23 protein-coding genes are annotated in these 21,171 nt (G+C 67.4%); 11 read left to right on the top strand and 12 right to left on the bottom strand.

Going from position 1 to position 21,171, the window contains the following annotated elements; translation table 11 throughout:
- Window positions 1–4: 4 nt before the first annotated feature.
- A complete protein-coding gene (locus tag ACRYA2_RS02635; RefSeq protein WP_433623941.1) occupies window positions 5–712 on the bottom strand; it encodes a cytochrome c biogenesis CcdA family protein in 708 nt (235 codons plus the stop codon).
- Window positions 709–1,260 (bottom strand): TlpA family protein disulfide reductase, encoded by a 552-nt coding sequence (locus tag ACRYA2_RS02630; RefSeq protein WP_433623939.1) that lies wholly within the window; start codon window positions 1,258–1,260, stop codon window positions 709–711. Before ACRYA2_RS02630 ends, ACRYA2_RS02635 begins: the two co-directional genes overlap by 4 nt.
- Window positions 1,261–1,301: 41 nt before the next feature.
- On the opposite strand from ACRYA2_RS02630, the gene ACRYA2_RS02625 reads away from it, so the two are divergent.
- The gene (locus ACRYA2_RS02625) at window positions 1,302–2,450 is read left to right on the top strand and encodes a DUF3179 domain-containing protein (protein WP_433623937.1); all 1,149 of its coding nucleotides are present in this window, start codon (window positions 1,302–1,304) and stop codon (window positions 2,448–2,450) included.
- Window positions 2,451–2,505: 55 nt separating this feature from the next.
- Window positions 2,506–3,321: a DUF3179 domain-containing (seleno)protein gene (locus ACRYA2_RS02620; RefSeq protein WP_433623935.1), complete on the top strand. Its 816-nt coding sequence runs from the start codon at window positions 2,506–2,508 to the stop codon at window positions 3,319–3,321.
- 97 nt (window positions 3,322–3,418) lie between these two features.
- Here ACRYA2_RS02620 and ACRYA2_RS02615 read toward each other — a convergent pair whose 3' ends face one another.
- Complete coding sequence (locus tag ACRYA2_RS02615) at window positions 3,419–4,423, bottom strand: DHH family phosphoesterase (RefSeq protein WP_433623933.1); 1,005 nt, start codon at window positions 4,421–4,423, stop codon at window positions 3,419–3,421.
- Between the two features lie 241 nt (window positions 4,424–4,664).
- Between ACRYA2_RS02615 and ACRYA2_RS02610 the strand changes: the two genes are divergently transcribed.
- Window positions 4,665–5,486, top strand: a complete 822-nt coding sequence (locus ACRYA2_RS02610; protein WP_433623931.1) for an RIO1 family regulatory kinase/ATPase domain-containing protein — start codon at window positions 4,665–4,667, stop codon at window positions 5,484–5,486.
- Between the two features lie 182 nt (window positions 5,487–5,668).
- Window positions 5,669–7,207, top strand: coding sequence for an aldehyde dehydrogenase family protein (locus ACRYA2_RS02605; protein WP_433623929.1), 1,539 nt, complete (start codon window positions 5,669–5,671; stop codon window positions 7,205–7,207).
- 239 nt (window positions 7,208–7,446) lie between these two features.
- Here the strand turns inward: ACRYA2_RS02605 and ACRYA2_RS02600 are convergent, their stop codons facing one another.
- Both ACRYA2_RS02600 and ACRYA2_RS02595 read right to left on the bottom strand, forming a co-directional pair.
- Complete coding sequence (locus ACRYA2_RS02600) at window positions 7,447–7,857, bottom strand: GNAT family N-acetyltransferase (RefSeq protein ID WP_433623927.1); 411 nt, start codon at window positions 7,855–7,857, stop codon at window positions 7,447–7,449.
- 443 nt (window positions 7,858–8,300) lie between these two features.
- Window positions 8,301–9,212 carry a D-2-hydroxyacid dehydrogenase gene (locus tag ACRYA2_RS02595; RefSeq protein WP_433624722.1) on the bottom strand — a complete coding sequence of 304 codons (912 nt, stop codon included), beginning with the start codon at window positions 9,210–9,212 and terminating at the stop codon, window positions 8,301–8,303.
- Window positions 9,213–9,420: 208 nt separating this feature from the next.
- On the opposite strand from ACRYA2_RS02595, the gene ACRYA2_RS02590 reads away from it, so the two are divergent.
- Window positions 9,421–9,792, top strand: a complete 372-nt coding sequence (locus ACRYA2_RS02590) for a DUF7968 family protein (RefSeq protein WP_433623925.1) — start codon at window positions 9,421–9,423, stop codon at window positions 9,790–9,792.
- On the opposite strand, the gene ACRYA2_RS02585 is transcribed toward ACRYA2_RS02590, so the two are convergent.
- Together ACRYA2_RS02585 and ACRYA2_RS02580 are read right to left on the bottom strand one after the other, a co-directional pair.
- The gene (locus ACRYA2_RS02585) at window positions 9,789–10,679 is read right to left on the bottom strand and encodes an ATP-dependent ribose-1-phosphate kinase (RefSeq protein ID WP_433623923.1); all 891 of its coding nucleotides are present in this window, start codon (window positions 10,677–10,679) and stop codon (window positions 9,789–9,791) included. The genes ACRYA2_RS02590 and ACRYA2_RS02585 overlap by 4 nt on opposite strands.
- A gap of 64 nt (window positions 10,680–10,743) precedes the next feature.
- Window positions 10,744–11,562 carry a DUF63 family protein gene (locus tag ACRYA2_RS02580; RefSeq protein WP_433623921.1) on the bottom strand — a complete coding sequence of 273 codons (819 nt, stop codon included), beginning with the start codon at window positions 11,560–11,562 and terminating at the stop codon, window positions 10,744–10,746.
- Window positions 11,563–11,769: 207 nt separating this feature from the next.
- Here ACRYA2_RS02580 and ACRYA2_RS02575 point away from each other — a divergent pair, with 207 nt between their 5' ends.
- Complete coding sequence (locus tag ACRYA2_RS02575) at window positions 11,770–12,459, top strand: DUF7504 family protein (protein WP_433623919.1); 690 nt, start codon at window positions 11,770–11,772, stop codon at window positions 12,457–12,459.
- A 15-nt stretch (window positions 12,460–12,474) separates the two neighbouring features.
- The gene (locus ACRYA2_RS02570; protein WP_433623917.1) at window positions 12,475–14,565 is read left to right on the top strand and encodes a hypothetical protein; all 2,091 of its coding nucleotides are present in this window, start codon (window positions 12,475–12,477) and stop codon (window positions 14,563–14,565) included.
- Between the two features lie 4 nt (window positions 14,566–14,569).
- On the opposite strand, the gene ACRYA2_RS02565 is transcribed toward ACRYA2_RS02570, so the two are convergent.
- The gene (locus ACRYA2_RS02565; protein ID WP_433623915.1) at window positions 14,570–14,704 is read right to left on the bottom strand and encodes a DUF7503 family protein; all 135 of its coding nucleotides are present in this window, start codon (window positions 14,702–14,704) and stop codon (window positions 14,570–14,572) included.
- Window positions 14,705–14,923: 219 nt separating this feature from the next.
- Complete coding sequence (locus ACRYA2_RS02560; protein ID WP_433623913.1) at window positions 14,924–15,904, bottom strand: ribose 1,5-bisphosphate isomerase; 981 nt, start codon at window positions 15,902–15,904, stop codon at window positions 14,924–14,926.
- Between the two features lie 143 nt (window positions 15,905–16,047).
- On the opposite strand from ACRYA2_RS02560, the gene ACRYA2_RS02555 reads away from it, so the two are divergent.
- Together ACRYA2_RS02555 and ACRYA2_RS02550 are read left to right on the top strand one after the other, a co-directional pair.
- Entirely contained in the window at window positions 16,048–16,440 is a 393-nt protein-coding gene (locus ACRYA2_RS02555; protein WP_433623911.1) for a DUF7961 family protein, read from the top strand.
- Window positions 16,441–16,681: 241 nt separating this feature from the next.
- Window positions 16,682–17,980, top strand: a complete 1,299-nt coding sequence (locus tag ACRYA2_RS02550) for an AI-2E family transporter (RefSeq protein WP_433623909.1) — start codon at window positions 16,682–16,684, stop codon at window positions 17,978–17,980.
- 45 nt (window positions 17,981–18,025) lie between these two features.
- On the opposite strand, the gene ACRYA2_RS02545 is transcribed toward ACRYA2_RS02550, so the two are convergent.
- On the bottom strand, window positions 18,026–18,301 hold the full coding sequence (locus tag ACRYA2_RS02545; RefSeq protein ID WP_113276148.1) for a PadR family transcriptional regulator: 276 nt from the start codon (window positions 18,299–18,301) through the stop codon (window positions 18,026–18,028).
- A gap of 180 nt (window positions 18,302–18,481) precedes the next feature.
- Between ACRYA2_RS02545 and ACRYA2_RS02540 the strand changes: the two genes are divergently transcribed.
- Complete coding sequence (locus ACRYA2_RS02540) at window positions 18,482–18,757, top strand: amphi-Trp domain-containing protein (RefSeq protein ID WP_433623907.1); 276 nt, start codon at window positions 18,482–18,484, stop codon at window positions 18,755–18,757.
- 276 nt (window positions 18,758–19,033) lie between these two features.
- Here the strand turns inward: ACRYA2_RS02540 and ACRYA2_RS02535 are convergent, their stop codons facing one another.
- A complete protein-coding gene (locus ACRYA2_RS02535; protein ID WP_433623905.1) occupies window positions 19,034–19,180 on the bottom strand; it encodes a hypothetical protein in 147 nt (48 codons plus the stop codon).
- A gap of 165 nt (window positions 19,181–19,345) precedes the next feature.
- Between ACRYA2_RS02535 and ACRYA2_RS02530 the strand changes: the two genes are divergently transcribed.
- Window positions 19,346–20,299 (top strand): zinc-dependent metalloprotease, encoded by a 954-nt coding sequence (locus ACRYA2_RS02530; RefSeq protein ID WP_433623903.1) that lies wholly within the window; start codon window positions 19,346–19,348, stop codon window positions 20,297–20,299.
- A gap of 48 nt (window positions 20,300–20,347) precedes the next feature.
- Here the strand turns inward: ACRYA2_RS02530 and ACRYA2_RS02525 are convergent, their stop codons facing one another.
- Window positions 20,348–21,166, bottom strand: a complete 819-nt coding sequence (locus ACRYA2_RS02525; RefSeq protein WP_433623901.1) for a manganese catalase family protein — start codon at window positions 21,164–21,166, stop codon at window positions 20,348–20,350.
- Window positions 21,167–21,171 lie beyond the last annotated feature (5 nt).

Genomic DNA, 21,171 nt, shown 5'->3' with positions numbered 1-21,171 from the left:
ACCGTCAGGGAACGAGCGCGTCGAGCGTCGCGAGTCCGCCGAACTCGAACAGGTAGTAGTACACCTGAACGACGCCTGCGACGACCAGCAGCGCGCCGGCGACCCGAACGAGCCGTCCGGACCGGACGGTGAACCGACGCACGAGCGCGTCCCGGCCGAGCGCGGACAGCACGGTGACCGCGACCATCAGCAGACTCATTCCGCCGGCGTACGCGCCGAGGGTGGCGACGGCGGTGACCGACCCGCCGGCCAGGCCCCTGAGCGCGACGGCGACGAACACCGGTGCCGTACAGCCCGCCGCGGCGACTGCGTAGACGACGCCGAAGAGCACGAATCCGCTCGCCGACCGACGGCGCTCGGGCAGGGGGAGGTGACGCCAGGAGCCGCGACCGGTGACCATAGCCACGCCGAGCACGACCAGGGTGAGGCCGACGCCGAGTTCCAGTATCGCGACGTCTTCGAGAGTGCGCGCACCGAGGGCGACGACGGTACCGACGAGGACGCCGTACACGACGAAGAAGCCGCTACTGGCGAGCAGGCCGACGACCGCCGCCCGGCGCAGTCGCCCGGCGACCCCCACTTCCGGCGACCTCTCGGCGTCGCTCCCGAGGAAGTAGGCGACGTAGCCCGGCAGCAGCGGGTACGCGCAGGGCGCGAGGAACGTCACCGCACCGGCCGTGAACGCGAATCCGACGGCCGTGGCGTCCGTCATCCGAGTGCCCGCTCTATCTCGGTCGCGATTCGCTCTTCGCTGGCGAGACCGACGTGCCGCCAGCGTTCGCTACCGTCCGGGCCGACGACGAGCAGTGTCGGGAGTCGATGCACACGGTATTGTTCGGTCGCGCGGAGTTCGGGGTCGAGCGCGACGGGCCACGTTCCGTCGTACTTCCGCCAGAACGACCGTACTGCGGTCCGGTCGCGTTCGTTCGTTATCGAGAGCAGGAAGACGTTCGAGTCGAACCGCTCGCGCACCCGCCGGAGGTGCGCCATCTGGGGTTTGCAGGGCGCACACCAGGTGGCGAAGAAGTCGAGCACCGCGACTCGGCCCGGTGGATGGACCAGGACCGGTTCCCCCGGTGACCCGGCGACCGACAACGTGTCGACCGCCAGCCCCTCGCTCCGGCCTCCGAAACAGCCGGCGAGCGCCGTAACGCCGCTTCCCACCCCGAGCGCGAGGAACCGCCGTCTCCCGAAGCCCATGTCGAACTCTCTGGTTCCGGAACCGCTTAGCGTCCGGGCCGTCGTGCGAGCGAACTTCACAACCGCCCTCGGACTAAGTCCGTCCGGTCCGGAGCCGTCGTATGGACCGGCGGCAGTATCTCGCAGCGTTCGCGGCCGCCGTCTCGGGAGGCTGTGCCGCGCCTGGAACGACCGGCGGGTCGGACGAGTCGACGACCGCGAACGCCGCCGAGTACCCGATGCCCGACGACCTGCCGGTTCCCGAGACGGAACTCGAACGCGGGGCGCTCCGGGACGCCATCCCGGCCATCACCGACCCCGCGTTCGGCGCGGACTGGAGCGGCGTCGCCGTCGAGGTGCGCAACGAGTTCGGCGAGTACGCGGCCACGCCGAGGCTGGCGGACGGCGACCGCGTCGTCGGCGTCGAGCGCGACGGACGGGCGCGCGCCTATCCGCTGCGCGTCCTCGTCTGGCACGAGGTGGTCAACGACGCGTTCGGCGGGCCGCTGCTGGTCACCTACTGTCCGCTGTGCGGGAGCAGTCTCGTGGCGAAGCGTCTGGTGCGCGGTGAGGAGACGGTGTTCGGCGTGTCTGGACAGCTGTGGTGGTCGAACCTGGTGCTGTACGACCGGGCGACCGACAGCCTCTGGTCGCAGCTCGCTGCGACGGCGATACGGGGGCCCGTGACCGGCGACTGGCTGACGCTCGTCCCGTCGACGCTGACGACGTGGGCCGACTGGCGCGACCGCCACCCCGACACCGAGGTGTTGCGCCCGCCGCCAGAGTCGGGGTCGGTCGTCGGCCGGGAGCGCGCGGTCCGGGACTACACGTTCGACCCCTACGGCGCGTACCGGACGAACGACCGGGTCGGTCTCGGCGGGACGTTCGCGGGCGACCTGCACCCGAAGACGCAGGTGCTCGGTATCGCGGCGAACGGCCGGGCGCGGGCGTACCCGTTCCCGGCGGTCGAGCGAGCGGGCGTCGTCAACGACGCCGTCGGTGGCCTGCCGGTCGTCGTCGCAGTCACGCCCGATGGGACGCTGGTCGGCTACGACCGTCGCGTCGGCGGTGAACCGTTGCGGTTCGAGCGCGACGGCGACGCGACGATGCGAGGCGGTGGCTCTCGCTGGGCGCTCTCGACAGGACGGGCCGTCGACGGTCCGCACCGCGGAACGGAACTCGCTTCGGCGACCGACGCCCCGCCGCTGTTCTGGTTCGCCTGGCGGAAGTTTCACCCGTGGACGGACCTGTACGACGAGTCGCGGTCGTGATGCCGGCGGTCACGACCGCAGACGGGTTAAGCCGGCACCCGTGGTACGGACGGGCATGGACCGCGACGAGCGTCGCGACGGCGCGCCGTCGGACGTGAACCGCCGGGCGTTCCTCGCGAGCGTCGCCGGAGCGGGCGGAGCCGGGGTCGCGGGCTGTTTCGGGCGCTCGTCCGAGGGCGGACGGGACGGCCACCGGGAGACGCAGTCGAGGACGACCTCGTCGGGAGCGACGGAGACGGCCGGCCTCGCGTCGCGAGGAATTCCGGCGACTATCTGCGAGGAGGAGCCGGCCGGCGGCATCGACGCCATCGTCGACCCCCTGTTCGCGGCCGACTGGTCGAGCTACGACGTCGATGCGGCGTACGGCGGTGGCCGGCTCTCTCCCGACGACGTGGTCGTGGGCATCGAGACGGATCGGGCGGCGCGGGCGTATCCGCTGACCGTGCTCGACCGACACGAGGTGGTCAACGACGCGTTCGGCGGGCCGCTGCTGGTCACCTACTGTCCGATCTGCCGGAGCGGCGTCGTCGCCGAGCGCGTGGTCGACGGCGAACCCACAGCCTTCAGCGTGACGGGGTTGCTCTGGCAGCCGCCGGGTGTCCGTGCGGCCGCCCGGAATCAGTCGGGTGACGCGTTCGGCGCGTCGTCGGACGACCCCGACGCCTCCCTCAGGAACAGCGGCAACCTGGTCATGCGCGACGAGGCGACCGGGAGCTACTGGAGTCAGCTACTGGCGCGGGCCATCTGCGGACCCCGAACGGGCGACGAACTCGCCATCCGCGCTTCGACGGTCGCCACGTGGGAGGAGTGGCGGACGTCTCACTCGACGACCGACGTGCTCGTGCCGCCGCCACATTCGGGAACGCTGTAGCTCGTCGTTTCGAGGGATTTCTCGACCCGTCGCTTCTCGTCCCGTTTCCTGGCTCGTCGACACCCGCGAGAGGTCGCAGCCGTCCCGTCACTGGAGCCTACTCCGTCTCGAGATTGAGCGCGTCGAAGAACCGGTTCGAGACGCGCCGGGCGACGAACTCTACCAGTTCGTCCGTGTCGGCGTCGACGTCCGCGAACAGGCCGAGCGGGATGGACGCGCCCGCCATGTCGGTGTGGCCACCGGCGCTGCCGACGTCGCCGAACGCCTCTATGAGCACGTCGCCGACGTCTACCCGGGGATCGATGGAGCGGGCACTCATCTCGACGGCGTCGTTCACGATGCCGAAGACGAGCACCGTGTCGACGCCCTCGATGTTCTGCAGGTAGTCGGCCACCTGCACGAGCGCGTCCCGCTCCGACGTCCGCCCGATGCAGGAGGTGAGACTCGCCCCGCGCTGGGTTCGGTTCCGGATGCCCTCCGCGATAGCGTCCACGGTCGACGGCGTGAACGACGCTCCGTACAGCTGGTCGAGCAGGTCGATGTCGGCGTTCGGATAGACGCTGAGCGCGGCCTCGTACTCGTTCACGGTCGGATGCCGGAGGTAGTCGATGCGCTCGCGGTGGAGTGCGAACAGGAGCGCGGACGCGAGGCGGGCGTCGGGGTCGATGCCGAGCTCCTCCAGATACTCGACGAAGATGGTCGTCGTGGCTCCGACCGATTCGCGGACGTCGACGAACGCGGTGTCGACCTGCTCCTCCGAAGGGTGGTGGTCGACCACCACGTCGGGGACGACCTCCGGGCCGAGTTCGATGTGGCCGCCGGGGACGGCGTGGTCGACGAACGCCATCCCCTCGTAGTCGTGCAGGTCCACGTTCACGAGCCGTTCCATCAGAACGTCGAGAAGGTTGACGAACGCGCGGTTCTGCTGGTGGGAGATGTCGCCGCCGTACAGGACGTCGGAGGTCTCCACGCCGGCGAAGTCCGCGATCGCGACGAGGGCGAGGGCGCTGGCGATGCAGTCCGGGTCGGGGTTGTCGTGACAGACGATGGCGAGCGAATCGACGTCGGCGAGGTAGTCGACCAATTCCTGGGCGCGACCCATGCCGACGTGTTAGTGCCTCGTCTATATCAATTAGAACCAATATTTGAGTTCTCGGCAGGTTGTAAACTTCGTACCGCTATACGAAATCGGGGAACGACCCCGAACGAATCCCGAGAGACGCGCGTGTGGTCGGTGACTGACACGACTGACGTCGCGTCCCCCGACGCGGACGAGCCGGGAGGTCTCCAGCGGGTCACCCGGCGGCAGTATTTATGACCGGGGGGACCTAAGAGGCGGGACGATGAGATTCCGGCGGCTGGTGCGCGGCAACGTCGAGTGGTCCCTGCTCGAAGGGGTCGGCCGCGAGATAGCCAAGCGATACGGCCGCGAACGGGTCCGGGTCGAGTTCATCGACGCCGACAACTGGCTCTCGACGCCATGCGTCGTCGACGACGAGTGGTTCGTGAAGATAACGACCGACCAGAACTCGCTGGTGCACGCGCTGTTCACCAGCGCCCGCAACCTCGGTGCGTTCTCCAGCGGCACCGAGGGGTTCTTCGAGCACTTCGCCGACCCCGTCGAGATGGCCGAACACGAACTGGAGGCGACCCGCCGGATGCGCGAGATCGGGCTGAACGTCCCGAAACCGGTCGAAGCGTTCGAGTACGACGGCATGGGCGTGCTCGTGATGGAGTACCTGCCGGAGTTCGAGACGTTCGAGGAGATGGAACCGGACCGCGTTCGGGAGTACGCCCCGAAGCTGTACGGCTCGCTGGCGGTGATGCACGACAATCAGCTCGCGCACGGCGACCTCCGCGGGGAGAACGTCCTCGTCCACGACGGAGAAGTGTACTTCATCGACGCGACCGGCGTCGACGAGAACCGCATGGACGAGGTACGGTCGTACGACCTCGCGTGTGCGCTCGCCGCGCTCGCGCCGCTGGTCGGCGCCCGAGACGCCGTGGTCGCCGCCCGCGAGCATTACTCCGCCGAGGAACTGCTCGCCGCCCGGGAGTTCCTCGACTTCGTGAACATCCGCCCGGACCACGACTTCGACGCCGCCAGCGTCAAGGGCGAGATAGAGAAACTGGCGGACACGGAACGACAGGAAGCCCCCCGGTAGTCGCCGGTCGTCACGTCGCTCCGCCCCGTCCGGCGTTCGATTCTGTGGCGCGAACCGAGACGTTCACGCGAACGACGAACCGTGGGCGGGCGCGGCGGTCCTCGCCGAACCGTGGCCGTTCGTTGTCGGTCGCTGAGGAAAGTGAGAGCCTTTTTTACCGCTCCGCTCCCAGTTTCGTCCGTATGAGCCAGCAAGCCAGCGAGCAGGTGTACGGCCACTACATCGGCGGCGAGTGGCGCGACGGCGACGGCGACGAGACGTTCGAGAGCGTCGACCCATCGAACCAGGAGACGCTGGGCGAGTTCCACCGCGGAACGGAGTCGGACGTCGACGCCGCGCTCGCCGCCGCCGAGGCGGCCGAAGAGGAGTGGCGAAACCTCTCGTACATCGACCGCGCGGAGTACCTCTGGGACGTCTACCACGAACTCCGCGACCGCACCGACGAACTCGGCGAGATCATCACCAAGGAGTGCGGCAAGGAGATTAGCGAAGGCAAAGCCGACGTGGTCGAGGCCGCCCACATGGTCGAGTGGGCCGCGGGCAACGCCCGCCACCCCCACGGCGACGTGGTGCCGTCGGAGATTCCGAGCAAAGACGCCTACATGCGCCGGAAACCCCGCGGCATCATCGGCTGTATCACGCCGTGGAACTTCCCGGTCGCCATTCCGTTCTGGCACATGGCGCTCGCGCTCGTCGAGGGCAACACCGTCGTCTGGAAGCCCGCCGAACAGACGCCGTGGTGCGGCCAGATCGTCGCCGAGATGCTCGAGGACGCGGGTATCCCCGACGGCGTGTTCAACATGGTCCAGGGCTTCGGCGACGCCGGCAACGCCATCGTCGAAGACAGCCGCGTCGACACCGTCCTCTTCACGGGCTCCTCGGAGGTCGGGCACAAGATCGCGGGGAAGGTCGGCGGCGAACCCGGCAAGCTCGCGGCCTGCGAGATGGGCGGCAAGAACGGCATCGTCATCACCGAGGAGGCCGACCTCGACACCGCCGTCCACTCGGCCATCATGTCCTCGTTCAAGACGACGGGCCAACGCTGCGTCTCCAGCGAGCGCCTCATCGTCCACGAGGACGTCTACGACGAGTTCAAGGAACGCTTCGTCGACCTCGCGGAGGACGTCTCCGTCGGCGACCCGCTCGACGAGGACACGTTCATGGGGCCGCTCGTCAACGAGGAGCAGGTCGAGAAGTTCGGCAAGTACAATGACCTCGCCCGCCAGGAGGGCGCGAACGTACTGGTCGACCGCGAGGAACTCGACGACAGCGAGATTCCGGAGGGGCACGAGGACGGCTACTGGGTGGGCCCGTTCGTCTACGAGGTCGACTACGACCCCGACCTCCGCTGCATCAAAGAAGAGGTCTTCGGCCCGCACGTGGCGCTGATGAGCTACTCGGGCGACATCGAGGACGCGGTCGAGATCCACAACGACACGCCGTACGGCCTCGCCGGCGCTATCATCAGCGAGGACTACCGCCAGATAAACCACTTCCGCGACCACGCCGAACTCGGTCTCGCCTATGCGAACCTGCCGTGCATCGGCGCGGAGGTCCAGCTCCCGTTCGGCGGCGTCAAAAAGTCCGGCAACGGCTATCCGAGCGCCCGCGAAGCCATCGAGGCGGTCACCGAGCGCACCGCTTGGACGATAAACAACTCGAAGGACATCGAGATGGCGCAGGGCCTGTCGGCGGACATCAAGACCTCCGACGACGATTGAACGGCGGAGGCCGTCTCCGGCGGCCGGAGCCCCCAATCTCGTCCGAGTGGTTCGACGACGACTGACCGCGATGCGTGGCCGGAAGGCTCGCATCGCCGCACTCTCGTCGGAACGGGACGACGATTGAGCAGCGAAACGGGCCTCACGGGCACGTTTCGTCCCAATCGCGTCGGAACGAGACGCGGCAGACCGGTACGGCCACGTCGACGTAGCCGGACGTCGGTCTCGCGGCGTCGCTCTCAAAGTTCCTTCTCGATGACGTAGCCCCACTTCTCGTAGCGCTGTTCCTGGTAGTAGTCGTGAACGTCGTCTTTCCCGAGCGGCGAGGCCAGCGCGACGTACTCACAGTTTCGCTCGTCGGCCCATCGCTCGACGAACGCCACGAGCGCGCGGCCGTGTCCCTCCCCTCTTCGGGGTTCGTCCACGACCAGGTCGTAGAGCCACGCGTGGCGAGCGTGGTGGAGGACGCCCGCGACGAGGACGCCGGCCACGCCGACCAGTTCGCCGTCGACGAACCCGCCGAACAGGTGGTACTCGTCGTCCCCGGTCCACTCCAGCACCTCCTCGGGGGCAGCGTCGTCCCACAACTGGCGGAGAATCGGAACGGTCTCGCGTCGTTCGGACTCGTCCGTCAACTCTCTGACGTCCATACGTTCGCGTGGACGACCCGGAGGAAAAATCGAACGGTCGTCGGGTATCGGCCGTGCGAGCGCTCGCACCAGGCCGGTCGCTCGCGTCGCTCGTGTCGGTAGCGTCTCTCGCCCGCGGTCGACTCGTCCGAGTCCCCGACTGTGGCCGATTCGTCTCGACGGAGAGTCACGACTGCGGCGTTCTCGAAAGGGGGTGTCGCGATTGGAGACGACGAGGAGGGAAAGTGCTCCCGGGAGCAGATTGGACCTCCCGACCAAGGGTCCACTGCGACGAGGGGCACAGTCCATGCCGACACACGACGAGAAAAGCGTCGTCCGTCGGCGTGGGAGGATTGCCCCTTCTGCCATATAAAACTGTGCAACCCGGGACGCGGGTCACCAACGGCGACAGGTCACCTCCGATACACGTGGGCGGGAGACGGTGGCGCGAGACGCCACTCGCGCTACACGACCCGATTGTCGAGGTCGTCGTACTCGCCCGTCGCCACGACGCGCTCTACGTTCCCGGCGACGACGTCGGCAAGGCGCGCGTAGTACTCCGGCGTGTGGCCGGCGTTGTGCGGCGTTATGGTGACGTTCTCGAAGTTCCAGAGAGGGTGGTCCTCCGGGAGCGGTTCGGGGTCGGTCACGTCCAGTGCCGCACCGTCTATCTGGTTGCCGCGGAGCGCCGACACCAGCGCGTCCGTCTCGACGACCTTGCCGCGGGCGACGTTGACGAGCAGGGCGTCCGGCGGGAGCGTGTCGAACTCCTCGGCTCCGACGAGTCCGCAGGTTTCGTCGGTCAGGGGGCAGGCCAGCACGAGGAAGTCGGTGCGGGCCAGGGCGTCGTGGAACTCGTCGAAGCCGAACACCTCGTCCGTCGGGCCGCCCTTCTTCGGGGAGTACCGCACCCCGAGCGTCTCGACGCCGAACCCGTCCAGTCGCTCGACGACGGCGTGACCGATTGCTCCCAGGCCGACCACGGTGACGGTGCTGCCCTGCAGTTCGCGGGCGCGGAAGTGTCGCCACTCGCGTCGCTGCTGGCGCCGCCACGCCTCGTGGAACCCGCGGACGAAGGAGAGGACGGCTCCGACGACGTGTTCGCCGATGTTCGGTCCGTGGACGCCGGAGGCGTTCGTCACGGCGACGCCCTGCGATTCGAGCGCGTCCAGCGGGAGGTGTCCCGTCCCGGCGTACGCACAGGCGAACAGCCGGAGGTCGTCGGCGCGCTCCAGTAGCTCCTCGTCGATGCTCATCCCGGTCACGATTTCGGCGTCGGCGACGAGTTCGCGCTCCTCGGCCGGCGTCTCGGCGCGCCGTACCTCGACTCCGGGCAAGCGCTCGCGCAGTTCCTCGGCGTACTCGGCGACGGGCATGCCGTGGGTTCCCCGTCGGAGGACGAGCACGGTCGGCGACGTGGATGGTTCGCTCACGTTCCCACTTCACGTACGTCGGATACTAATCGTTCCGGCGCGACGCCCGACGGCGTGGTTCCGCCTGCCCGTACGTTCTCGTCGGCGTCGAACTGGCAGGGTCGTCCCCGGGGCGGGAAGCCCTAAACCGGTCGAGCACCTACCACCTGGCATGGCCACCGAAGAGACCGCGGCGGACGAGACCGGGAGCCAGGAGACGCCGGTCGACGGCGACGCGGCGAGTCGGGTCGTCGTCTCCTACCCCGAGGACCTGAGCGACTGGGGCCGGTTCCAGGTGGAGAAACCGTCGTTCCGGGCGTTCCTCCGCAAGACGAAGGGTCGGGTGACGGCGGGCGACGAGTGGGAGGAGTTCGTCGGCGTCGGCTGCTGTGGCAACACGCTGGACGTGCCACTGCGCGTCGAGGACGTCGAGGGCGGCGACCGGATGGGACCGGAGACGGCGATAGCGTTCGAGGTGCGGGAGGCCTGCGGCATCGAAGGCGGCTGGCAGGTCCAGAGCGCGGGCGGGTCGAACGAGATCTAGAACTGCTCGTCGAGAAACGCCGCGACCCGGTCCCGCGTCGGCGTGGTGCGAGCGCCCTCCTCCATCGACGCCAGCGCGCCGCAGGCGTTCGCGAACTCCAGGGCGCGCTCGTAGTCCGGGCCGGACTCCAGGAGGACGGCCAGGAATCCGGCGGCGAAGGCGTCGCCCGCGCCCGTGGTGTCGACGGTGTCGACGCCGAATCCCGGATGGGTGTACGCTCCGTGGGTCGTGTCGACGTGCGCCCCGTCGCTCCCGCGTTTGACGACGACGACGCGCCCGTCGAGTTCCAGGGAGGGGTGTTCGAGGTCCCGGTCCAGCAGCGTCTCCGCCTCTAGGTCGTTGAGGAAGACGACGTCGGAGTACGCGAGCGCCTCGTCGAAGTCGCGGTCGCAGAGGCGGCGTCCGGGGTCGAAACTGACGGGGACGCCGGCGTCCGTCGCGACGGCGGCGAGCCTCGCGGCGGTGTCGGGGCGCTGGCTCGTCAGGTGGAGGTGGTCGGCCGCCGCCACGTAGTCGGCGTCGACGTCGTCCGGCGTTATCGCCTCGTTCGCGCCCTCGTTGCCCAGCACCATCACCTCGCCGGTGTCGTCGACGACGAGGTACTTCGTCGTCGTCTCCATCCCCTCGACCGACGGCAGGTGCGAGACGTCGACCCCCGCACGCTCCAGTTCCCGACGCGCGAGCCGTCCCTGTTCGTCGGTACCGACGCTCCCGACGACGCCCGCCGAGACGTCCATGCCCGCGAGCGCGACGGCGACGTTCCCGGCGCTGCCCCCGCCGGAGCGATGCTGGGATTCGATACGGGCTTCCCCGTCCGATTCCGGCAGGGCGTCAACCCGGAGGGTCACGTCCCAGTTGACGTGACCCGCGGTGACTACCTCGACCATACTGAGCTGTTCGCGGGGAACATACCGTTTCCGTAGGCTCGCGTCCGTAAAAAGTCCTGCTGGCTCAGACGGGCGACGCGATGGCGAACAGCAGCAGGTTGTACGCGCCCGGACCGAGGCCGACGGCCGCGACCAGACCGAGCAGCAGGTAGCCCTCCGTCGGTTCCTCGACCACGTAGTCGGCGAAGAGGACGACGATGAACTCCGCCAGCGCGACCTTCACGAGCACGAACAGCCAGCCGACGCCGATGACGTCCGCGGTCGGCAACCCGTGGGCGAACTCGAGGATGAGCCGGGAGACGGGCGTCCGCTCGCCGAAGTTCAGCACGTCGATGCCGACCGCCGTCGAGACGGCGTCGAGGGAGTGCCCGAACAGCACGAGTGCGCCGACCGCACCCGTGACGACAGCGACGTCGGGGTAGAGATACCGCGTCCCGCCCCACAGCAGGCCGGTGAGCACGACGGCGGTGACGAGCCCGACGAACGGCCAGAACAGCCGCAGGCTTCCGTTCGACACGCCGTACTGGACACCCAGACCCACGACGGGCAGCACCGCGGCGATGCCGGTTACGGCGAGCGTGCGCGCCACCGGCAGCGAGGACAGGGAGAAGACGGCCAGCCACACAGTCCCGGCGACGGCGAACGTCGTGAGATACACGGCGGGCGTTCCGAGCAGCGGTTCGACGACCGCCGGCGGGAGACGGACCTGGTAGAGGGCGTGGAGTCCTGAGCCGACGACAATCCACGGAGCGAACGCGACGACGGTGCGCTCGCCGACGGGAGGCGACACGCGCCAGAGCGTCCCCCCGACGACTCCGACCGCCAGTAACAGCACGAACAGGTACGGTAGCGGCGGGAGCGCGAATCCCGAGGGAAGCACCATGTCCCGACAAGGGAAGGGGTTCCGGGAAAGGTTTGTGGTCGGACGTCGGGAACGCCAGCGGGGAACCGTGCCCGCTCGATGCCGCCGTGTCGAAGTGCGGACACTACCGAGCGCGGTGCGGACGTGACTCCGTGTAGCGCGGACGTGACCCCGTGTAGCGTGGACGTGACCCCGAATATTTATTTGTAATAGTACCTGACATAATATATGGTTTCAGTGCTCCGGTCTTGCGGGGACGGCGACCGCCCCGACTTCCACGCCTGGCTACGGGAGCTCAGGGAGCGTGGGAGTAACCTCCTCGTGACCGGAGACGTTCCGGACACCGTCTCGGCGACGGCCTCTCGAACGCTCTTCGGCCGCGGGACGGACCGATATCGAACGCTCGCACTCGTCGACCGGACGGTCGCCGCCCCCGGGTCGCGGCTGCCGGACGACGCGTCGGTCGACGACTCGACGACGTGGGTCGTCGACCAGCGCAACTGCGAACGGTCGATTCCGGCCGACGCGACGTCGGTCACGTCCAACCTCGAGCCACCGGAGCGCAAAGACGTCGGACAGCTCTGCGAGGAACTGCAGACCGCGATAGGATTCTTCGAGGAGCGCGCCGGCGGACTCGACCCCGCACAACTGCGGGTCGGCGTCGACTCGCTCTCCCCGCTGGTACAGCGCGACCTCGCGGCGACGAAACGCCACCTTCGCACGCTCGCCGCCACCGTCCGTGGCGTCCACGGAATGGCTCACTACCACCTTCGCGTGCCGGACGACGAGGACGTCGTCGCGGCGCTGACGCCGCTTTTCGACGTGCGTATCGAACTCCGGAAGCGTCCGGGCCGGAACCCCGAACAGCGCTGGCACGTGCCGGAACTCGATGCGACGACGATGTGGGTCGAACTGTAGAGGAGAGGAATACGCATGGAGTTCGACACGCTCGACAGGCGGCCGGGAATCGCTGTCTTCGACCCCATCGAGAACGCCCGGTTCGAACTCTACACCGACGACCCCGTCGCCCCGGAGCCGACCGCGACGGACGAGTTCTACTTCCCGGTCGACGCCGCCGTGGCGTTCGAGACGACGGCGGTCGAGATTCCGAACTACCTCTCGGTGGTCGTCCGCACGCAGGATGGCGAGGTACGCGTCGACGCGACGACGTTCGACGACCGGTCGCTTCCCGCCGACGACTACCTGCTCGAACTCCAGAGCACGCCGATGAAGCTCTACGTCGCCGTCCGGGGCGAACTGGAGCTGAACCACGACGAGACATCCGTCACGATTCGATTCGACGGCTCCCGTCGCCCTCGCGTCGGCACGCGGTCGTTTCACGAACGGCCGACCGGGACGATAACCGTCACCGACGACGTCGAGGACGCGATGAAGGCGGTGTCGTTGCTCGGGTCGGCGCTGAAGACGACCTCGTGCGAGCGGTCGTTCCCGACGCTCCGGGGTCACCCGCCGCTCGTCGAACGCGGGGAGTCGTTCGACGTTCCGGACGGCGTGGAGCGTCCGGAGACGGGCGTCGAACTCGTGATGCCGCCCAAACGGGAGTACGTCTATCCCGCGGCCTCGCTCGCCTACTACCTCGGAGCGGCGGTCGTTCCCGGCGACGAACCGCGCCTGGTCGCGGACGGGGTCGAACGCTCTCTGAACGGTCCGGACGGGTACGAGACGACGGTCAATCGCGTGCTCCGACAGTCGTTCTTCCTCGACTGCCTCACCCGCACCGAGGGGTACTACGACGTCGACCTCTACGAGCGCGAGCAGGTCGAACCGCTCGTGGACCTCGACTTCGCCGACCTCTACGGGCGGCCGCTCGCCGCGCAACTGGACGCGTACCTCTCCGTGCCCTTCGAGACGCTCGAACCGTACGTCCTGGACTGGCACCTGACGACCGACGTCGTGCCGACGGCGGAGAACCTCCCCGCCCTCCCCTACTTCGCCGACGAACTCTCGCTCGTGCGGACGCCCCGGCGGACCGACGTCGCCAGCGTCGAACCGACGCCGGAGACGTTCGACGACTTCACCCGGGCACGCACCGCGGCGGCCGTCGCTGACGGCGAGTTCACCCGTAGCACGAGCGACGAGTGGAACTGGGACGACGACGAGATGTTCCAGGTCCAGGCGGCGGACACGGTCGAACACGCGTGGGTAGGGAGCGGATACCCCCTCGGGGCGAACAAGGTCACGCTCGAATCGCTCCGACGGAAGGTCGACCACACGCCACCGGACGACTCGGCGCTGACGGTACACGTCGTCTGTAACGATTCGGCGATGGCCGACGAGAACGTCGTCGGGGAGTTTTACGGCCTGCGCGACCTCATCACGTTCGACGTGTCGATACACGAGCGGACGACCGCAGACGAGCTGGCGACCCTGTTCGAGACGTCGGCCGATTTCCTCCACTACATCGGCCACGTCGACGACGACGGGTTCCTCTGCGCCGACGGCTACCTCGACGCCCGGTCGCTCGACGACGTGAACGTCGACGCCTTCCTCCTGAACGCCTGTCGCTCCTACCGGCAGGGCGAGATGCTGGTCGAGAAGGGCAGTCGCGGCGGCGTCGTGACGCTCGCGGAGGTCATCAACAGTTCGGCGACGAACGTCGGTCGAGCGCTCGCCCGGTTGCTGAGTTGCGGGTTCTCGCTTCGAACGGCGCTCAGCCTCGCGAAGGACGAGGTGCTCGTCTCGGTGGAGTACGTCACCATCGGCGACGGCGGACTGACGCTCTGTCAGAGCGAAAGCGGCGTTCCGACGATGTTCCAGATTCGTCGCGAGGAAGACTGCTATCTCCTCGAACACCACACGTTCGTCGCCTCCAACTACGGGATAGGGTCGATGGTGTCCTCGATTCTGGAGGAGTCCCCGACGCGGTATCTCGTACCCGGTTCGAGACCGCGCTTCGAGTTGTCCGCCGAGGAAGTCGACGACGCTCTCGACCTCAAATTACACCCCCTCAAAATGAATGGACGACTCTACTGGAGCGACGATTTCTCGTTGACCGACGGCTGACTATCTACGGCCCGTTCGTAGTGTTTGCATTCGCTGCGATTACGCTTCCGGCCTGCATCAGCGCCAGGCCGACGGTGAACAGGACGCCAATCATTCGCGGATGCTCGGACAGGAACGCTTGCACGTTGTTCTGTACCATACACTCCAACGTTAAACTCATTTATATAAATAATTAACTTAAATATTAGTACTGATAAATACAGAAGAAATAGTGTGGGGGGTCGACGACACCGGGAGTGGTTTCGAGAAACGCATCGCAGGCCGTGCCAGCGGAGCGAAAGCGGGGACGGCGCTCACCGGTCGACGCTGGTCCGCCCGGTTCCGGGCGAAACGAACGCGGGACCCGGGAGCGGGCGTCTCACTGGAGCGTTTCTTCCCACGGCTCCTCGCCGTGCTGGTCGCCGAACAGTTCCCGCATCAGCGTGACGATGCTCTCGGGCGGGAACTGGCCGCGTTCGGTGACGATGGCGTCGACGTGGCGCGGCGGCGTCACGTCGAACGCCGGGTTCTCGACGGCGAGGTCGGGGTCGTCCGCTCCCCGGCCGATGTCCGCGCGCTCGTCGTCGGCGAGCACCTCGCTCTCGTCTCGCATCTCTATCTCGACGGTGTGGCCGGTCATCGTCGCCGGATGGAGCTTCAACGTCTGGGCGGCGACCATGACGGGAACGCCGCGTTCGCGAGCGTTGACGGCCAGACCGGAGGTTCCTATCTTGTTGATGACGCTGCCGTCGGCGGCGATGGAGTCCGCGCCGACGAGCACGTGGTCGACGTCGTCGAGATACCGGCGCGCGGCGTTGTCGACGATCAGCGTGACTGGCACGCCTAGCTTCCGAAGCTGGCGGGCGGTGATGTGACCCTGCTTGCGCGGTCGCGTCTCCTTGACGACGGCGGTCAGTTCCTTGCCGTCGTCGAGCGCGTGGCGAACGCAGGAGAGGGCGTCCGTCGAGTGGCAGTGGGTCATGATGGTGTCGCCGTCCCGGAGCCGGTTCGCGCCGATCTGGCCGAGGTTGTCCTGCGCCTGGTCGAGCTGGTGGCGGAACTCGGTGGCGCTGCTCTCGACGCTCCGGCGCAGGCGTTCGACGGTGTCGCCTTCGGTGTCCCGGAGGACGTACCGCAGGGCGTTCGGGAGGCTGACGGCGGTCGGCCGCGTCTCGTGCAGGCGTCGAGCGGCCGCGCGCATCTCCGCGCGGAACGCCGCCGGTGAGTCGGCCTCGCTGGCCGCCGCTCGCTCGCCCAGCGCCTCGGCGGCGGCGTCCGCGATTGCCGCCGCACCGCGAATCTCCATCGACGCGATGCTCTCCGCGGCGTCGGCGACGGCGGGGTGAACGTCGCGGTCCATGCTAGCGGTTACGTAACCTGCGCGTAAAAATTGCGTCCCGGGTCCGGACCGTACGGGTCGGAGGGTCGACGGCGAACGACCGCCGCATTACTACAGAGCATACACAAACCTTTTTGTATACCTACCAGGTATTGGTGGGTACGATGAGCGCCACTTCGAGTCCCGACGTGGAACACGCGATCGAACGCTGCCGACCCGCAGACGTGACACCCGTGACCCTCGACGCCACCGCGCTACCCTCGACGCGAGACGACCTGCGCGACCTCCAGAGCGCCCTCGACGCGAACGATCTCGTCCCCGCTGGCGTCACGGTCGAAGCCTGCTTCGACGAGTCCTGCTCGTACGCCACGCAGGACGAGGCCGACCGCGTACGGGAGTGCATCCGTACGGCGGCGTTCCTCGGAGCGGGTACCGTCACCGTCGAGTTCGACAGCGTCGCCGACGAGTCGAAGGTCCGACCCGCCCTCGCCGCAGTTCGCGAGCGCGCCCGCCGGGAAGGGGTTACCCTGGAACTCGACGGGCCGCTCACCCTGTAACGCGGTCCGAACTCCCGCCACGGGACTGCCCGCTCCCGTCCCGTCTCGCCAGCCGTTCCTCCGTTCGCGGTCGACCGTCGAGGACCGTCGGTCGCCGGGTCGTTCGGCGACGGACTCGTCAGTCGCCGACGGGACTCTTTCCGAGGACGAGGTACCTTTCGCGCCCGACGTTCTGCATTGAAAACTCCAGTGGCCGACGTCGCGCACGAACGCTTTTTGCGTCGTGGTCCAACCCTTCCGTATGATCGAAGGTTGGAACGTCGACAAATCTCGCGCCGCGTGGTGGACCATCGGTGCGGCCCTGGGCGTCACGGCGCTGTACATCGTCTACTCGTTCATCGGCACGTTCGTCTTCGGCATCTTCATCTACTACTCGACCCGCCCGGTGTACGACCGGCTCAAGCGACGAATCGGACCGCCGAGTCTCGCGGCCGCCATCGCCCTCTTCGCGCTCGCCCTGCCCGCCCTCCTGCTGATGACGTACACCGGCGCCATCGCGATTCAGGAACTCCGCAAGTTCGCCGGGCGGACCGACATTCAGGAGTTGCCCGAACCGCTCCAGCCGTACGCGGACGTCTCGAACATCGTCCAGAGTCCCGGAACCCTCCTGTCTGGCGGGATAGACACGAAGCTCGCCCAGGACGTGTTCGGCTCCACGCTGGGGTATATCGGGTTCGTCGGCACTGCCGTACTGCATCTGTTCGTCATGATCGCCATCGCCTTCTACCTGCTCCGGGACGACCACAAGCTCTCGCGGTGGTTCCGGCGCACCTTCTCGGACAGCGAGGGCGTCCTCGACTCGTACGTGACACGCGTCGACACCGACTTCAACAGCATCTTCTTCGGCAACATCCTCAACGCCCTGCTGACCGGGACCATCGGCGCGATCTCCTACAACGCGCTGGACTTCGTCGCACCGGCGGGGCTGGCCATCCCGTATCCGACGCTGCTCGGCCTGCTCACCGGCGTCGCGAGTCTCATCCCGGTCGTCGGGATGAAGCTGGTGTACTTCCCGGTGAGCGCGTACGTCGGCGCGGAGACGCTGCTCCTGCGCGACCCGACCGTCATCTGGTTCCCGGTCGCGTTCTTCCTCGTCTCGCTCGTCATCGTCGACACCATCCCGGACCTCGTCCTCCGACCGTACGTCTCCGGACGCAACCTCCACGTCGGGATGGTGATGCTGGCGTACATCTTCGGGCCGCTGCTGTTCGGCTGGTACGGCATCTTCCTCGGTCCGATGATACTCGTACTCGTCGTCCACTTCGGCGAGATCGTCCTCCCGGAACTGCTCGCCGGCCGGCCGATAAAACCGTGGGCGGTCGACCCGACGTATCTCAACGAGGAACAGGGGGCAGCACGGCAGCCGCGAGATCGCGGCGACGTCCCCGAGACCGGGTCGGAACCTGTCGACGCGGACGAAGCGGGTAGCGACGCGGCGAACGAATCCGGACAGAGGGGAACCGACTCCGCATCGAAACGGGAGGACGCCGACGGGTCGGAGCCGGTGGGAACACCGTCGCCAGGCGAGGACCAGAAGTGACTGCCGTCGAGTCGCTCCGTCCCGGCCGAGAATCAGCGAGACGTCTCAGAGGTCGACGAAACGGTCTTCCCACTGCCGGCGGTTCGCGATGGCGGCCTCACCGCCGTCGGTGAGCGTGTAGTAGTTGGTCCGCTGGTCGCGTTCGCCCTTCTCGACGAGTTCCTTCTCGACCAGCGTGTCGAGATTCGGATAGAGCCGGCCGTGGTGGACGTTGACGTCGTAGTACTCCTCGAGGTCCTCCTTGATGGCGAGTCCGTGTGGTTCGCCGTGGCCCGAGATGACGTACAGTATGTCCCGCTGGAATCCCGTCAGATCGTTCATCGTCGATATCACCCATTCTATCATTGATGGAATAAATATAACGGTATAATAATGTTCGGGAAATGGAGCCAGCGGTGTCGTCCCACTCGGGACGCGGGAACGCTCGGACGGACCGACCGGACCCGAATCTCGGACGGCGACGACTGTACACTTATCAGCGTCGGGAACGTACGTTACGTCATGCCCGAAGAAGTACTGTTCGAGACGGAACAGACCCAGAGCCGCAGCGAGATAGCGACCTACCTCCGGACGGTCGCCGACAAGCTGGAGGACGGCAAATCTGTGACGCTCACCGCAGGCGACCAGACGGTGACGCTCACGCCGCCCGAACGCCCGACGTTCGAAGTGAAGTCCGAACGGGAGACTGGGAGTGGTCGCGACGAACTGAGCCTCGAACTGGAGATCGAGTGGACGGAAGGCGACGACGGTGCCGGCGGGTCGCTCGACATCGAGTAACGACCGCGACCGACCCGCGACCGGTTTTTTCTCGCGCCACGGCCGAGGCTACGCGAACGTGAATCGTCGACGGGAGAGAACGCAGTCGCTCGAATCGTAGTATCGAAAGGAAAGCGGAACACGCGGGGGCGAAAAGACCCCGCGAACCGCTTGCCGCCCTGAATTGGTCCCCGCTGACGCTTCGGCCCTCCAAAGCGAAGCGTCACTTAGAGTAAGACGACCCACCATCATAAACCTAACGCCCTCGGTTACACGGGTGGGGTACCCGAAAGCTACTCAGATGTGCTCCTCTTCGAGCACCCAGCCGAGCGCGCGTTTGTAGTAGGTGAACATCTCCCTGACGCCCTCGTGGCGCATGTCCTCGCTGTCGAGATGCTCCTCGAGGAACTCGTACTGCTCACGGATCTCCTCTTCGTCTCTCATACCCCTGGCTTGGACTTCGTCGCACATCAGTCCGGGGGTGACGGAACCGGAGCGACGACGACCGACGAACGCGGGCCGCTCGAACCTCGTCCCCGTTCCAATCGTGACGCGACGTCCCGCCGCCGGGACAGAAGGATTTTGTCGAACGGAATCCAACGTGGAATCGTGAATCTCTACCGTAGCGTCCGGGCGGTCACCGGGGCGTCCGGGACCGGCCCCATCGACTGGGACGCCGTCGCCGAGGCAGCGAAGGCGTCGACGGATCCCGGTTCTATCGCGCTCTCGCCCGCCGAACGGTCGGGGTACGCGGCCGACGTCCGCGACGCTCGCACTCGCGTTCGCGAGGTTTCCGGCGTCGACTTCGACGTGCCGGCGACCGTCGAGATACAGAACCGACACCACTGGATCGACGCCAACGTCACCACCTTCCGACAGGTGATGAAACCGATCGAGGAGCACGGACCGCCCGCCCTCCCCGGCGTCGCCCGCGTCGTCAACACGGGTACGATGTCCGTGATGCTCTCCGTGCTGGGCACCAACGTCCTCGGACAGTACGACCCGCTGCTGCTCGCGGAGGGCGACGACCACGCGCTGTACTTCGTCCATCCGAACATCGAACGCATCGCGGACGAACTCGACGCGGACTTCGACCGCTTCCGGCGCTGGATCGCGTTCCACGAGGTGACCCACGCCGCCGAGTTCGGTGCCGCGCCGTGGCTCTCCGACCACCTCGAATCCCGGATGGAATCCGGCATCGAGGCGCTCGCCAGTGGCGGCGTCGACCGCGAGGCGTTCCGCGAACTCGACGCCGCGATGACCGCCGTCGAGGGGTACGCCGAACTGCTGATGGACGAGGCGTTCGACGAGGAGTACGCCGACCTCCGTGCCAAAATCGAGGCCCGCCGCCGCGGGATGAATCCGCTCTCGAAACTCGTTCGCCGCCTGCTCGGACTCGGCCTCAAGCGCCGCCAGTACGAGCGGGGCAAGGCGTTCTTCGAGCACGTCGTCGCCGCTCGCGGCATCGACGGCGCGACCCGGGTGTGGGACGCGCCGGACAACCTGCCGACCGCCGACGAACTCGACCATCCGCAGAAGTGGATGGCTCGCGTCCAGGGGTAGCCGGCGTCGAACCGGCGAGAAAAACGGTGGCGGGTCGCTCTCCGACGCTTACTGCCCGTCGGACGCCTCGTTGTACATCTCCTCGATGGTCTCCTGGAGGTCGGGAGTACCGCCACCCGGCTGGGTGCCGAACGAGAACTCGCCCTTGCCGTCGAACGACGGTCCGTCCGTCCAGGCCTCCCCGGGGTCCTCGTGTTCCTCGCGGAACGTCGACATGAACTCGTAGTCGTGCTCCTGGTTCTCCTTCTCCTGCGGGAAGCTCGCCGGGACCGGGACCGTCTCGCCCAGTTCCTCCAGGGCGGCGTGCCACTGGTTCTGGTGCATGGTGTCGCGGGCGATGAGGTACGCGAGCATGTCCTTCATCCCCGGGTCGTCGGTGAACTCGTAGAGACGGGTCGCCAGCAGTCGCCCGGTCGACTCGGCCATCACGTTCGCGTACATGTCGGCCGCGAGGTTGCCGCTGGCGACGACGTAGTTCCCGCTGAACGGCACGCCGTTCGAGTCGACCGGCATCGCGTGGAGGCCGGCCGAGAGGGCTTGCCGCGGCTGGCCGCCGCTCATCATGGCGTCGATGACCGCGTCGTCGCGGGCCGCCTCCCGCATCTCCTCGGGCGCGCCCTGGAGGTTCTTCGCCACTGCGGTGGCGAGCATCTCGATGTGGCCGAGTTCCTCCGCCGCCGTCTCCATCAGCAGCGTGCGGTACTTTTGCTTGCTCGCGGGCACCGCGAACGCCTGGAACATGTACTGGAGCGCGACGCGCATCTCCCCCTCGGCTCCGCCGATGGCCTGCTGGAGCATCTTCGCGAAGTACGGGTTCGGCTCCTCGACCTCGACGTCGTACTGGAGTTCGTTGTCGTGGTAGAACATTTTCT

It is taken from the genome of Halomicrococcus pelagicus (genome assembly GCF_050954125.1).
Note: the sequence above shows the minus strand (reverse complement) of the source record. Positions and strands in the feature narration are given on the sequence as shown.

Excerpts from the sequence above, each read along its gene's own strand:
- ACRYA2_RS02545 (WP_113276148.1), bottom strand. The coding sequence starts at position 18,301 with ATGAACGATCTGACGGGATTCCAGCGGGACATACTGTACGTCATCTCG.
- ACRYA2_RS02625 (WP_433623937.1), top strand. The coding sequence starts at position 1,302 with ATGGACCGGCGGCAGTATCTCGCAGCGTTCGCGGCCGCCGTCTCGGGA.
- ACRYA2_RS02620 (WP_433623935.1), top strand. The coding sequence starts at position 2,506 with ATGGACCGCGACGAGCGTCGCGACGGCGCGCCGTCGGACGTGAACCGC.
- ACRYA2_RS02580 (WP_433623921.1), bottom strand. The coding sequence starts at position 11,562 with ATGGTGCTTCCCTCGGGATTCGCGCTCCCGCCGCTACCGTACCTGTTC.
- ACRYA2_RS02615 (WP_433623933.1), bottom strand. The coding sequence starts at position 4,423 with ATGGGTCGCGCCCAGGAATTGGTCGACTACCTCGCCGACGTCGATTCG.
- ACRYA2_RS02550 (WP_433623909.1), top strand. The coding sequence starts at position 16,682 with ATGATCGAAGGTTGGAACGTCGACAAATCTCGCGCCGCGTGGTGGACC.
- ACRYA2_RS02635 (WP_433623941.1), bottom strand. The coding sequence starts at position 712 with ATGACGGACGCCACGGCCGTCGGATTCGCGTTCACGGCCGGTGCGGTG.
- ACRYA2_RS02575 (WP_433623919.1), top strand. The coding sequence starts at position 11,770 with ATGGTTTCAGTGCTCCGGTCTTGCGGGGACGGCGACCGCCCCGACTTC.
- ACRYA2_RS02535 (WP_433623905.1), bottom strand. The coding sequence starts at position 19,180 with ATGAGAGACGAAGAGGAGATCCGTGAGCAGTACGAGTTCCTCGAGGAG.
- ACRYA2_RS02565 (WP_433623915.1), bottom strand. The coding sequence starts at position 14,704 with ATGGTACAGAACAACGTGCAAGCGTTCCTGTCCGAGCATCCGCGAATG.
- ACRYA2_RS02560 (WP_433623913.1), bottom strand. The coding sequence starts at position 15,904 with ATGGACCGCGACGTTCACCCCGCCGTCGCCGACGCCGCGGAGAGCATC.
- ACRYA2_RS02605 (WP_433623929.1), top strand. The coding sequence starts at position 5,669 with ATGAGCCAGCAAGCCAGCGAGCAGGTGTACGGCCACTACATCGGCGGC.
- ACRYA2_RS02595 (WP_433624722.1), bottom strand. The coding sequence starts at position 9,212 with ATGCCCGTCGCCGAGTACGCCGAGGAACTGCGCGAGCGCTTGCCCGGA.
- ACRYA2_RS02555 (WP_433623911.1), top strand. The coding sequence starts at position 16,048 with ATGAGCGCCACTTCGAGTCCCGACGTGGAACACGCGATCGAACGCTGC.
- ACRYA2_RS02600 (WP_433623927.1), bottom strand. The coding sequence starts at position 7,857 with ATGGACGTCAGAGAGTTGACGGACGAGTCCGAACGACGCGAGACCGTT.
- ACRYA2_RS02540 (WP_433623907.1), top strand. The coding sequence starts at position 18,482 with ATGCCCGAAGAAGTACTGTTCGAGACGGAACAGACCCAGAGCCGCAGC.
- ACRYA2_RS02525 (WP_433623901.1), bottom strand. The coding sequence starts at position 21,166 with ATGTTCTACCACGACAACGAACTCCAGTACGACGTCGAGGTCGAGGAG.
- ACRYA2_RS02570 (WP_433623917.1), top strand. The coding sequence starts at position 12,475 with ATGGAGTTCGACACGCTCGACAGGCGGCCGGGAATCGCTGTCTTCGAC.
- ACRYA2_RS02610 (WP_433623931.1), top strand. The coding sequence starts at position 4,665 with ATGAGATTCCGGCGGCTGGTGCGCGGCAACGTCGAGTGGTCCCTGCTC.
- ACRYA2_RS02585 (WP_433623923.1), bottom strand. The coding sequence starts at position 10,679 with ATGGTCGAGGTAGTCACCGCGGGTCACGTCAACTGGGACGTGACCCTC.
- ACRYA2_RS02590 (WP_433623925.1), top strand. The coding sequence starts at position 9,421 with ATGGCCACCGAAGAGACCGCGGCGGACGAGACCGGGAGCCAGGAGACG.